A 12,594-nucleotide genomic window follows, 5' to 3' on the forward strand; every position below is an offset into this window, starting at 1 on the left:
TTTCCGGGACTGGAGGTACAAAACCGGAAGAGAATGGGCGATTGATCGGGATCGAGAGATAAGAGCATTTCCGGCTTAAAACGGGGCCACCGGAAATGCTCTTATCTTTTACGCAGTTCCGGACGGAAAGCCGCTTCACACTTTCCTGGAACTGCCTATTCCATCTTTCCCAGATCATTGCGGATGATGGACCGCAGTTCGTCGATCGGGCGCAGGGTTTTCCCGTCGTCGAAATGCCAGAACGTCCATCCATTGCAGGCATCAAGGCCCTGGACTTTTGCGCCAAGGCGATGAATGGAGCCGGCTTCGCCGCCAGAGGCGACCGTGCCGTCGGCGCGAACGATGACGCTGTAGCGCTTCTTCGCGTCCGTCAGCACCTGGCCGGGCTTGATCATGCCGTTTTCGACCAGCACGTTGAAGGCGACGCGCGCCTCCTGCTTCTTGCCGGTCATGACCGTGAGTTCCGCCTTGCCGAGCGGTTCGACGGCGGCGATGCGAGCCGAGGCCGCATCGATATAGTCCTGTTCGCGCTCGATGCCGACGAAATGGCGGCCGAGGCGCTTGGCGACTGCCCCCGTCGTGCCCGATCCGAAGAAGGGATCAAGAACGATATCGCCGGGCTTGGTCGATGCCATGATGACGCGAGCGAGCAACGCTTCCGGCTTCTGTGTCGGATGCGCCTTCTTGCCATCTTCGCCCTTCAGGCGCTCACTGCCGCTGCAGATCGGGAACAGCCAATCGGAGCGCATCTGCACATCGTCATTGGCGGCCTTCAACGCATCGTAGTTGAAGGTGTAACCCTTGGCCTTGGCGTTCGGGCTTGCCCAGATCATCGTTTCATGGGCGTTCTGGAAGCGACGACCCTTGAAATTCGGCATCGGATTCGTCTTGCGCCAGACGATGTCGTTGAGGATCCAGAAATTCAGGTCCTGCAGCGTGGCGCCGACGCGGAAGATATTGTGATAGGAACCGATCACCCAGATCGTGCCCGTCGGCTTCAAAACGCGGCGGCAGGCGAGCAACCAGGCACGCGTGAAGGCATCATAGACCTCGAAGGAAGCGAACTGGTCCCACTCGTCATCGACGGCATCGACAAGCGACTGGTCCGGCCGGTGCAGCGTGCCGCCGAGCTGAAGATTATACGGTGGGTCGGCAAAGATGACGTCGACGGAATGAGTTGGCAAGGCTTCAAGGGCCGCAACGCAATCGCCCTTGATGATCGTGTCGACCCAAGAAGCCGGATTGACTGACTTCTTGAGCTCGGCAAGCGGGAAAACTGACGCCATATGATACTCGCTCTTACACTTTACGCATTACGCTTTACTGGAGCGTTATGGTTACCCAAGTTGGTTACCAAAGGCTAAAGCATGGAACGATTTGGGAAATTTTTCTTCCGAACTTCCTAATTCGCTAGTTGCGAATTTCCTTGCTGTCCGCCGGCGCTTCCAGTCTTTCGTTCATTCCATAGTCGCGAACCACGTGGCCTATACGCAGGCGATAATCGGCGAAAACGCCGTTACGACCGGCTTTCTGCGCCGCGCGATGCGCTTCGAGATTGCGCCATTTGCGGATTGCTTCCTCATCGCGCCAGAAAGACAGCGACAGGATCTTGCCGCGAAGCGTGAGGCTTTCGAAACGCTCGATCGAGATGAATCCGTCGATGGTTTCGAGTTGAGGGCGAAGCTCGCCGGCGAGGTCGAGATAGTGGTGGCGCTCGCCGAGACAGGGAACGACTTCGAAGATGACGGCAATCATGGTTTTCTCCTTTGGTGTCGGAGCCGGTTTTCGCATGTTGCGCGGCGAGCATGCTTCGGTTACGATCGAAGTATGAAGGAAGGACCCAACATAGCCCAGATCGGGGCGCTGATCGGCGACCCTGCACGGGCAAATATGCTGTCCGCGCTGATGGCCGGCAAGGCATTGACGGCGACCGAGCTTGCGGAAGCCGGCGGGATCACCCTGCAGACGGCGAGCGGGCATCTTTCCAAGCTGGAAGCCGGCGGTCTCATCGGCCAGCGCAAACAGGGACGCCATCGCTATTTCGCGCTGGCGGACGAGGCTGTCGGCAAGTTGCTGGAAGGGATCATGGGTTTTGCCGCCAGCCGCGGACACCTGCGCCATCAGCCCGGACCGAAGGAGCCGGCGCTTCGAAAGGCGCGTATCTGCTACGATCACCTCGCCGGCGATTATGGAGTGCGCATGCTCGACAGCCTGATTTCTGCCGGCGCCATCTCGACATCTGGCGAAAAACTCGAACTGACCGGGGATGGCGAAGCGCATCTCAAATCGATCGGCATCGACGTGACCGGGCTGAAATCAAGCCGCCGGCCGCTTTGCCGCTCGTGTCTCGACTGGAGCGAGCGGAGGGCGCATCTGGCCGGCAGCCTCGGCAAGGCGCTGCTTTCGAATTTCTTCGAGAGAGGCTGGGCAAGGCGGTCGCAGAACAGTCGCTCCATTCTCTTCACATCCGAAGGCGAGCGGCAGTTTCTTCTGCTATTTCCGCTGGAAGCCTGAGTCGGCCCATAAGGATTTCGGATGATTAACCGACGATCGCAAAAGCGTCGCGCGTCGTGCCCATCGGCGTGCGCACGGGAGAGCGGCCGATCCATTGCACATGCTTCTGAAGAATTGCAGCGGCCTCTTCCGTCCGGCCCTGCCGAAGGGCCGAGATGATGGCGCGGTGGTCTTGATCGGTCCGCTTTTCCCAGCCGGATTGCCAGGCCGAGAACAGAAACCTCGCGCTCGCCGCATGCAGGTCGTCGATCGAGGCGAGCAGGCGCTTCATCCCGCAGGGCGCGAGGATCAGTCGATGGAAGCGACGATTGGCCGCCTCCCAGGCATGGACATCGGCAGCAGCATCGCCTTCGCGCGTCGCTTCCTCCGCCTCTTCCAGAATGGCTGGCGTTATATGCTGGGCGGCATGGCGCAAGGCCAGCACTTCGAGGGCGGCGCGCATCTCCGCGACCTCCCTCACCTCCTTGAGATCGAAGGAGGCGACCCGCACCCCGCGACGCGGCAAGCTGATCGCCAGCCCCTGAGCCTCCAGCCGGCGGAAAGCCTCGCGGACCGGCACATGGCTGGTCGAAAATTCCTCGGCGATATGGTCCTGCCTGAGGCGGGTATCGGGCGCGAGCTCGCCCCGGATGATGCGCTCGGCAAGCACCCGGCTGATACGGCCCGCAATCGTGTCTTCGGCATCCTTGCCCATATGCGTTCCTTAAATAGCGTCACGGAACTTGTCGAGCGGACAAAACCATTTCAATCAGCGCAGTTCTGCTATGCCTTGTCGGCGGTTGAGCTTTGAACAGCCTTCGTGTAAAGCCGCACGATCTTCCCAAAAGGTATGGCGTGACATGAGCACCGGCTTCGACCTCATCATATTCGACTGTGACGGCGTTCTGGTCGATTCGGAAATCATTGCAGCGGACGTGGAATCCAAGCTTCTGACCGAGGCGGGCTATCCCATCGGCGCCGAGGAAATGGGCGAGCGTTTCGCTGGCATGACCTGGCGCAACATCCTCCTGCAGATCGAGCGCGAGGCAAGCATTCCGCTGTCTGCGACGCTTCTCGACAAATCCGAGAAGATCCTCGACGTCAGGTTGGCAAACGAGGTCAAGGCCATTCCGGGCATTCCCCTCGCCCTATCGCGCCTCGATATGCCGCGCTGCATCTGTTCGAATTCCAGTTCCGAGCGCCTCGACATGATGCTTGGCAAGGTCGGCCTCAAGCAGCTCTTTGCGCCGCATATCTATTCCGCCAAGGACCTGGGTCCGGATCGCGCCAAGCCGAAGCCGGATATCTTCCTTTACGGCGCCGAGCAGTTCGACATGCCCCCCTCGCAAGTCATCGTGGTCGAAGATTCCGTTCACGGCGTCCATGCTGCACGCGCGGCCGGCATGCGGGTGATCGGCTTTACCGGCGCATCGCACACCTATCCATCGCACGCAGACCGGCTGACGGATGCCGGCGCCGAAACGGTGATTGCGCGCATGGCTGACCTTCCCGGCGTCGTAGCGGCGCTTGCGGAATGGGACGGGGTTTTCTAATTTCCAGATCTTTGGGTTGAGGACACCGGTAGGATATCGAATCAGACCGGAGCCCCGCCCCCCAATTCCTCGTCATTCTCGGCCCGGCGGATCTATCTCCACCGGTTAAATTTCGATGAGCCTTTACAGAAGACAGCAGTCGTGAGGACTGCCTTACTTCTTCTTCGTGTGACCCTTTGTCGGCTTTGTCGCCTTCGGCGTCTCGTCCGCGAAGCCGACATAGACGGTGACGAAACCGCCCGAGCCGCCGGTCACCGAAATCCTGTCATCGGTGAACAGGAATTGTGCCGTCGACTGCCCGGGAGGAATCTGGGCCTGGAAGTTGACCGGCTCGTCATAGAGCGACGTCGTGCCATCGAGGACGGACACGTGAATTGGCAGCGTCACCGTGCCGGCGCTACCCATCGGCCCCGCAACGAGCCGGCCCTGGACAGCAACCGAAATTTTCAGATTCGCGCCGTCAGTCGAGCAGGAGCGCGTTCCCTGGGCAAGCGAGGCCTGGTACATCAACTGGCTCGGATCATCCTTCGCGCCCTTGGCATAGGAGTGATAGACGGATGCCTCGTCGCGGATCACGATCTGGGGGCACTTGCCTGCTATGACAGGGGGAAGGCTGCCCGCCGGTGCGGCAGCCGCGGTCGCGCTGCTGGCCTGAGGTGCCACCGTCACATCCGTTGCGGGCTGCTTGTCGCCGCCAAAACCGAGAGAGTTGCAACCGGCCAAAATTGCCAGAAGTGATGCCGAGAAGAGAACGCGAGATACCCTGCCAAACACGATTATTTCACCCTCTGCCTGTAATTCATATTATCCGCCCTCGGCTTTGCCACCGGGCCTTTCATGACACTTGGCGATGGTCTATACCAGCGGCCTAGCGAAAAATCGATTGGGTAAGCACCGTTTTGGTTCACTTTTCGACGCCGACATATCGGCACAAACCGCCGCCCTTGACGGTCATGTCTCGCCGAATTGCGCGGCTGCGAAAACCGGGCCGGTCTATTTGACGCAAAGAGACGTGTCGCTACGCCCTTCTCCGCTTTAAAATTCAGCCGCATTGCGCGCCGAAATTCCAATCCGAAAATCGAGGTAAAGACCGTGGACTACATCTCAACACGGGGAGAGGCCCCTGCCCTTGGCTTCTGCGACGCCCTTCTGGCCGGGCTTGCGCGCGATGGCGGGCTTTATGTACCGCGGGAATGGCCGCATCTCTCCAAGAAAGAGATCAGAGGTTTCAGGGGCAAGACCTATCAGGAGATCGCCTTTGCGGTCCTGTCGCCGTTTACCAATGGCGAGATCCCGGCCAAGACGTTTCGCGGCATGATCGACGAGGCTTACGCGACTTTCCGCCATCCGGCCATCACGCCTTTGGTGCAGACCGGGCCGAACAGCTTCGTCATGGAACTGTTCCACGGCACGACGCTGGCCTTCAAGGACGTCGCGATGCAATTGCTGGCGCGGCTGATGGACTATGCGCTTGCCGAACGCAACGAGCGGGCAACGATCGTCGGCGCAACTTCGGGCGATACCGGCGGCGCTGCCATCGACGCCTTCGCCGGACGCGAGCGGACCGATATCTTCATCCTCTTCCCGCACGGCAAGGTCTCGCCGGTGCAGCAGCGTCAGATGACGACCTCGACGGCATCGAATGTCCATGCGCTGGCGCTGAACGGCAATTTCGACGACTGCCAGAATCTCGTCAAAGCGATGTTCAACGACGCGAAGTTCCGTGACGGCGTGAAGCTATCAGGCGTGAATTCGATCAACTGGGCGCGCATCATGGCGCAGGTGGTCTATTATTTCGTCACGGCTGTCGCGCTAGGCGGGCCGGACCGGAAGATCTCGTTTACGGTCCCGACCGGCAATTTCGGCGACATCTTTGCGGGCTATGTGGCCAAGCGCATGGGTCTGCCGATCGACAAGCTGATCATTGCGACCAACGACAACGACATTCTCGCGCGCACCTTGAAGACCGGGCGTTACGAGATGCGCGAGGTCAAGGCGACGACCTCTCCGTCGATGGACATCCAGATCTCCTCGAACTTCGAGCGGCTGCTGTTCGAGGCCCATGACCGCGACGCGTCGAAGGTGCGTGCCGCCATGGAGAGCCTGAAGCAATCGAACGGCTTCGAGATCGGCAAGGATGCATTGAAATTCATCAAGCGCAACTTCCGCGCCGGCCGCGCGACCGAGAAGCAGGTAGCGGAAACCATCCGCAAGACGCTTGCCGATACCGGCTATCTGATCGATCCGCATACGGCGACCGGCGTCTTCGTGGCGGCGAAACATGAAAAGCCGAACAGCCCGATGGTCACACTTTCGACCGCACATCCTGCAAAATTCCCCGCCGCAGTAAAATCGGCAAGCGGTATTGACCCGGCGCTTCCGACGTGGCTTGCTGGACTGATGGACAGGGAGGAGCGTTTCGATATCCTCGATCCCGAGCTTAAAGTCGTTGAAACCTTTATCGGCAAGCATGCGCGGGCCTAGGGACGGTAAACGCAGAAAGACGAGCGATGACAGTTGAGTGCACCCGGCTGAAATCCGGGCTGACGGTAGTAACCCAGACGATGCCGCATCTTGAAAGCGTGGCCCTGGGTGTCTGGATCAAATCCGGTTCGCGTAATGAAACCGAGGCAGAGCACGGCGTCGCGCATCTGCTTGAGCACATGGCATTCAAGGGCACGGGCCGCCGCACAGCGCGGCAGATCGCCGAGGAAATCGAGAATGTCGGCGGCGAAGTCAACGCCGCGACCTCGACCGAAACGACCTCCTATTATGCACGCGTGCTCAAGGAAGACGTGCCGCTCGCCGTCGACATCCTGGCCGACATCCTGACGGAATCGGCCTTCGACGAAGACGAATTGCAGCGCGAAAAGCAGGTCATCCTGCAGGAAATCAACGCGGCCAACGATACGCCTGACGACGTCGTTTTCGACAAGTTCTCCGAAGTCGCCTATCGCGATCAGACGCTCGGCCGCGCCATTCTCGGCACGCCGGAAACCGTCCTCAGCTTCACGCCGGCGCAAATTCGCGGCTATCTCGGCCGCAACTATACGACGGACCGCATGTTCATCGTTGCGGCCGGCGCCGTCGATCATGAAAAGTTCGTTCGCCAGGTCGAGGAGCGTTTTTCCAGCCTGCCGACCGCGCCGGCAACGGCGCCGATCATCGAGCCCGCACGCTATATCGGCGGCAGCGTGCGCGAGACGCGCGACCTGATGGATGCGCAGATCTTGCTCGGCTTCGAGGGGCGCGCCTATCACGCCCGCGACTTCTACTGTTCGCAGATCCTGGCAAACATCTTGGGCGGCGGCATGTCCTCGCGGCTGTTCCAGGAAGTGCGTGAATTTCGCGGCCTCTGCTACTCGGTCTATGCCTTCCACTGGGGCTTTTCCGATACCGGCATCTTCGGCATTCACGCGGCGACCGGCGGCGAGAACCTGCCGGAACTCCTGCCCGTCATCGTGGAGGAACTGCGCAAGTCCTCCCACACGATCGAGCAGCAGGAAATCGAGCGAGCCCGCGCCCAGATCCGCGCCCAGCTTCTCATGGGCCAGGAAAGCCCCGCTGCCCGCGCCGGCCAGATCGCCCGGCAGATGATGCTCTACGGTCGCCCGATCCCCAACCCGGAAATGATGGAACGTCTTGAAGGGATCACGATCGAGCGATTGACGGATCTTGCCGGACGGTTGTTCTTCGATACAGTACCGACGCTTTCCGCTATCGGGCCGCTCGAACAGCTCGCCCCGATGGAAGACATCAGTGCTTCGCTCGCGCAGACATCGCAAGCATCGAGAGCAGCCAGCGGCTGACGATCCCGTCAGTCCAGACATCAAAAGCCCGGAGTAGACTAACGGATGTCAAAATCGGTTTTTCGGTTTCTGTCACGACATCCCGACACTGTTCAGCTTGAAGGCGACGACCATCTTCTCCGCCTGCCGCGCTATTCGGACTTCAACCAATGGCACCGGCTGAGGGCCGAAAGCCGAAGGTTCCTGGAGCCGTGGGAGCCGACCTGGCGTCACGACGAGCTGACCGAGGGCGCCTATCGGGCCCGCGTCATTCGAGGCAAGCAGGAATATAATTCGGGCCAGGCCATCCCGCTTTTCATCTTTTCCAAGGAGGACATGACGCTTCTTGGCGGCCTGACGATCGGCTACATCAGGCGGGGTGCGGCCCAGAGCTGCATGATCGGATATTGGATGGGCGAACGGCATTCCGGCAAAGGCCATATGTTCGCCGCACTTCAGTTGGTTATACCCTACATCTTTTCAGGTCTTGAGTTGCACCGTATAGAGGCAGCCTGTATTCCGGATAATGAACGTAGCATGAGGCTCTTGGAAAAGGCCGGTTTCCAGAGGGAAGGTTACTTGCGCGGATATTTGAAAATCAACGGGCAATGGCGCGATCATGTGATGTTCTCCCGGTTGGAATCGGATTCCCACCTCACCAGAAAATCCCTAAGCCTATGATCACCGCTCAGTTCTCGAACCCAGCTGCAGCCCGACGATTGCTCGCTGTGATCTTTTCGGCTGCCATGCTGGCGCTGTTCGTCATCTTTACCAGTGCTGCGCATGCGGCCGAGCCGGTCAAGATTTCGCGCGACGACACCGCGCTCGACCTCACCGCAACGACGGAAATCTACGCGAACCAGGGCGAAGCCTTCCAGGTTTCGACGGCAGCCGGCGCCGACGGCATTCGCCGCCGCATCGAGGTGCGCTCCACGTCGCCCAACCACCAGGGCGACTGGGCGGTGTTTGCGCTTGCCAACGTTTCGGAAGAGCAGCTCGAGCGCGTCATCGTCGCTCCACATTTCCGACTGGTGAATTCGAAGCTCTTCTGGCCGGATCTCGGCTCGCAGCGCATCATCTCCATCACCCCGAGCGAAGGCTTTGCGCTCGATCGGCAGCCGAGCGACGAGGCTGATGTCTTCCGCATCACGCTCAATCCGGGCGCGGTCGTCACCTTCGTTGCCGAGCTGTCCTCGCCGAACCTGCCGCAGCTCTATCTCTGGGAGCCGAACGCCTACAAGGATACGGTCAACGCCTTTACGCTCTATCGCGGCATTGTTCTCGGCATTGCCGGTCTGCTCGCCGTCTTCCTGACCATTCTCTTCGTCGTCAAGGGAACGTCGATGCTGCCGGCGACAGCAGCACTTGCCTGGGCTGTGCTCGGCTATATCTGCGTCGACTTCGGCTTCCTCGGCAAACTCATCAGCGTGACCTCAAGCGACCAGCGAATATGGCGCGCCTGTGCGGAGGTGGCGCTCGCGTCGAGTTTGGTGATTTTCCTGTTCACCTATCTCAATCTCAATCGATGGCATGCGCATCTCGGCTATGTCACGCTCGCCTGGGTCCTGGGCCTTGCCCTGGTGTTCGGCGTGGCTATCTACGATCCCTCGATCGCGGCCGGCATTGCGCGCGTATCGCTGGCCCTGACGGCAACCGCTGGCATCCTTCTGATCATCTATCTCGGCTTCAACCGCTACGATCGCGCCATCCTGCTCGTGCCAGCGTGGGTGCTCATCATCGTCTGGCTGTTCGGAGCGTGGCTGACGATAACAGGCAAGCTCGACAACGATATCGTCCAGCCGGCTCTTGGCGGCGGTCTCGTGCTGATCGTTCTTCTTATCGGCTTTACGGTCATGCAGCATGCCTTTGCCGGCGGCGCATTCCAGCAAGGCCTGTTTTCCGATCTCGAACGCCAGTCGCTGGCGCTGACCGGCTCGGGCGATACGGTCTGGGATTGGGATGTGGCGCGCGACCGCGTCGTAACGATCCCTGATATTTCTCAGAAGCTGGGGCTTTCCCACGGCAGCATGCATGGAGCGGCGCGCAATTGGCTGCCGCGGCTGCATCCTGACGACCGCGATCGCTTCCGGGCGACGCTCGACGTCCTGCTTGAGCATCGTCGCGGCCGGCTGAACCACGAGTTCCGCATTCGCGCCGAGGATGGGCATTTCCACTGGCTGTCGATCCGCGCACGTCCGGTGCTCGGGTCCAACGGCGAAATCATCCGCTGCGTCGGCACGATCGTTGACGTCACCGAGCAGAAGAATTCGATCGAGCGGCTGCTGCATGATGCGCTGCACGACAACTTGACCGGCTTGCCGAACAGGCAGGTCTTCATCGACCGCCTGCAATCCGTGCTGACGCTTGCGCCCGGCGGCGACATGGTTCGCCCGACCGTGATGGTGATCGACATCGACCGCTACAAGATGGTCAACGATGCGCTCGGCGTTGCCGCCGGCGACAATATCCTGATCGCCCTGACACGGCGCCTGCGACGCCTGCTGAAACCACAGGACACGCTCGCACGTCTTTCCGGCGACCAGTTCGGCCTAATCCTGATCTCGGAACGCGACCCGACCAAGGTGGCGGATTTTGCCGATGCGGTCAGCAAGGCGATCATGGTGCCGATCAATTTCGCCAACCGCGAAATCATCCTGACGGCCTCGATCGGCTTGACCTCCTGGGTCGACCAGCAGGAAACGGCGCCGGGTCTGCTCAGCGATGCCGAGCTTGCCATGTATCGCGCCAAGCGCGCTGGCGGAAACCGCGTCGAGCCTTTCCGTCCTGCCTTCCGCAATTTCGGCACCGACCGCCTGCAGATCGAGACCGATCTGCGCCGCGCCATCGAGCGTAAGGAATTGTCGCTGGTCTATCAGCCGATCGTGCGGCTGGAGGATGCGGAGATCGCCGGTTTCGAGGCGCTGATGCGCTGGGAACACCCCAAGCGCGGCAATATCCCGCCATCCGAATTTATCCCGATCGCCGAGGCCTCCGACATCATCGGCCCGCTCGGCATGTTCGCGATGGAGCAGTCAACGAACGACCTGATGTCCTGGCAGCGCCAGACCGGCGAATTGCCGCTCTTCGTTTCCGTAAATCTGTCAAGCGCGCAGCTTCTGAACAACGAGCTCTACGAAGATGTGCGGGCATTGCTTGCGAAGACACATTGCGAGCCGAGCCGGATCAAGCTGGAGCTGACGGAATCCATGGTGATGGAGAATCCGGAGCAAGCCCGTCTCGTGCTGAACAAGCTACGTGATGCCGGCCTTGGCCTGGCGCTTGATGATTTCGGTACCGGCTATTCGTCCCTTTCCTATCTCACTCGCTTCCCATTCGACACGATCAAGCTCGACAAGAGCCTAGTGCGCGACGAGAGCGACAAGAAGGCGGTGCTGCTGCGCTCCGTCATTTCGATGGCGCGCGAAATGGACATGAAGGTCGTCGCCGAGGGTATCGAGTCGGAAGAGGATGCGCTGGAGCTTGCCAAGATGGGCTGCAGCTACGGCCAGAGCTTCATCTTCGGACCGCCCATGGGCACCGATTCCGTGCTGCGGCTGCTGAAAGAACGTTTTCCCCTGACAAAGCGGGCGTAAGCACTCTGCCCTTCCAGTTCGATCGATCGATCGACGCTATGCAGCATCCTGGATCAGCCGGTGCATATATTCGAGTTTCGCCACGACCGGCGGCGACAGGACGAAAGGATAGGAATCCCTTTGTCCCATACTGCGCTGGATCGAGTTGATCGCAACACTTAGCGGAATCCAGGCGCTGACCAGCTGCTCGGCGCTCCTTGCCCGATAGGGGTTAAAGTCGACTTCGGCGGCCATCTCCTCGTGGCCGCGGGGGTCGATGGCAATACCGAAGCTGCGCGCGGTTTCCAGCGTATCGACGATATGAAGATAATGCGCGAAACACTCGGCAAAATCCTCCCATGGATGCGTGCTCGCATAGGCGGAAATGAAGCTCTCCTGCCAGTTCGGCAGCGGGCCATTGTCATAGTGTCGCTGCAGCGCCGCAGCGTAGTCCTCGCGCTCGTCGGCAAAGACGGACCGAAAGGCCTCGAAGCCATTGCGATCGCGAACCAGCTTGTTCCACATGAAGTGCCCCGTCTCGTGGCGAAAATGGCCAAGCAGAGTGCGATAGGGCTCGTTCATCGAAGCGCGGGCAAGCTCGCGCGTCACGTCGTCAGCCTCTGCGGCGCGTATAGCGATCAGGCCTTCTTCGTGACCGGTCATTGCGGGTTTGATATTGCCGTCAACTTCCACCTGGTCTTCAAGGAAATCGAAGACGAGGCCGCCTTCTGGATCCTCCTGGCGATCGGGGTGCGGCAGGTTGAGACGAAGCAGCGAATAGAACAGATGCCGTTGCGCCTGGCTGATACGCTGCCAATGCTCGACACCCTCCTGCGTGCCGGTATTCGGCACCAGGCGATTGTGGCGGCAGGCGATGCAGAATGCATTCTCGTCGGCGGCATCGACGAGCCAGTTGCAGATATCGAGAGTGGCGTTGGAGCAAAACCGCACGGACCGTTGCGGCTCCGAAAAGAGGTGCCAATTCGGATCGGGGGCCGGCTCCAGGGCATACATGATCAAGCGTTCGGGCGCGAAACCGAGCCGGTAGCCGCAGCGGACGCATTGACGGTTGTCGAAGTGAACGACCTGTCCACAATGATCGCAGGTGTAGAGCCGCATTTCCGATACCCCGTCCGAAATGAACTGCCCAAATCCCAAAAGAGCCCGCCGCGGGAACGCAGCAGGCTC

General features: G+C 60.3%; 11 protein-coding genes. 6 read left to right on the top strand and 5 right to left on the bottom strand.

Going from position 1 to position 12,594, the window contains the following annotated elements; translation table 11 throughout:
- Nucleotides 1-155 precede the first annotated feature (155 nt).
- The gene (locus tag EV561_RS04200; protein WP_132517868.1) at nucleotides 156-1,286 is read right to left on the bottom strand and encodes a site-specific DNA-methyltransferase; all 1,131 of its coding nucleotides are present in this window, start codon (nucleotides 1,284-1,286) and stop codon (nucleotides 156-158) included.
- A 124-nt stretch (nucleotides 1,287-1,410) separates the two neighbouring features.
- Complete coding sequence (locus tag EV561_RS04205) at nucleotides 1,411-1,755, bottom strand: antibiotic biosynthesis monooxygenase (RefSeq protein ID WP_132517870.1); 345 nt, start codon at nucleotides 1,753-1,755, stop codon at nucleotides 1,411-1,413.
- A gap of 72 nt (nucleotides 1,756-1,827) precedes the next feature.
- Here EV561_RS04205 and EV561_RS04210 point away from each other — a divergent pair, with 72 nt between their 5' ends.
- Entirely contained in the window at nucleotides 1,828-2,514 is a 687-nt protein-coding gene (locus EV561_RS04210; RefSeq protein ID WP_132517872.1) for a helix-turn-helix transcriptional regulator, read from the top strand.
- Between the two features lie 25 nt (nucleotides 2,515-2,539).
- On the opposite strand, the gene EV561_RS04215 is transcribed toward EV561_RS04210, so the two are convergent.
- Nucleotides 2,540-3,208, bottom strand: a complete 669-nt coding sequence (locus tag EV561_RS04215) for a GntR family transcriptional regulator (protein WP_132517874.1) — start codon at nucleotides 3,206-3,208, stop codon at nucleotides 2,540-2,542.
- A 145-nt stretch (nucleotides 3,209-3,353) separates the two neighbouring features.
- On the opposite strand from EV561_RS04215, the gene EV561_RS04220 reads away from it, so the two are divergent.
- Entirely contained in the window at nucleotides 3,354-4,046 is a 693-nt protein-coding gene (locus EV561_RS04220) for an HAD family hydrolase (protein WP_132517876.1), read from the top strand.
- A 153-nt stretch (nucleotides 4,047-4,199) separates the two neighbouring features.
- Here EV561_RS04220 and EV561_RS04225 read toward each other — a convergent pair whose 3' ends face one another.
- Nucleotides 4,200-4,820: a hypothetical protein gene (locus tag EV561_RS04225; protein ID WP_132517878.1), complete on the bottom strand. Its 621-nt coding sequence runs from the start codon at nucleotides 4,818-4,820 to the stop codon at nucleotides 4,200-4,202.
- Nucleotides 4,821-5,138: 318 nt separating this feature from the next.
- On the opposite strand from EV561_RS04225, the gene thrC reads away from it, so the two are divergent.
- The 4 genes from thrC to EV561_RS04245 all read left to right on the top strand — a co-directional run bounded on the left by thrC (nucleotide 5,139) and on the right by EV561_RS04245 (nucleotide 11,427).
- Nucleotides 5,139-6,530: a threonine synthase gene (thrC, locus tag EV561_RS04230; protein WP_132517880.1), complete on the top strand. Its 1,392-nt coding sequence runs from the start codon at nucleotides 5,139-5,141 to the stop codon at nucleotides 6,528-6,530.
- A gap of 26 nt (nucleotides 6,531-6,556) precedes the next feature.
- Nucleotides 6,557-7,855, top strand: a complete 1,299-nt coding sequence (locus tag EV561_RS04235; protein WP_132517882.1) for a pitrilysin family protein — start codon at nucleotides 6,557-6,559, stop codon at nucleotides 7,853-7,855.
- A 45-nt stretch (nucleotides 7,856-7,900) separates the two neighbouring features.
- Nucleotides 7,901-8,515: a GNAT family N-acetyltransferase gene (locus EV561_RS04240; RefSeq protein WP_132517884.1), complete on the top strand. Its 615-nt coding sequence runs from the start codon at nucleotides 7,901-7,903 to the stop codon at nucleotides 8,513-8,515.
- 65 nt (nucleotides 8,516-8,580) lie between these two features.
- The gene (locus EV561_RS04245) at nucleotides 8,581-11,427 is read left to right on the top strand and encodes a sensor domain-containing phosphodiesterase (protein WP_245512588.1); all 2,847 of its coding nucleotides are present in this window, start codon (nucleotides 8,581-8,583) and stop codon (nucleotides 11,425-11,427) included.
- 36 nt (nucleotides 11,428-11,463) lie between these two features.
- On the opposite strand, the gene EV561_RS04250 is transcribed toward EV561_RS04245, so the two are convergent.
- Nucleotides 11,464-12,525, bottom strand: coding sequence for a putative zinc-binding metallopeptidase (locus EV561_RS04250; protein ID WP_132517888.1), 1,062 nt, complete (start codon nucleotides 12,523-12,525; stop codon nucleotides 11,464-11,466).
- Nucleotides 12,526-12,594 lie beyond the last annotated feature (69 nt).

Origin of the sequence: Rhizobium sp. BK376 (assembly GCF_004341625.1) — a bacterium.
Classification (GTDB): Bacteria; Pseudomonadota; Alphaproteobacteria; order Rhizobiales; family Rhizobiaceae; genus Rhizobium.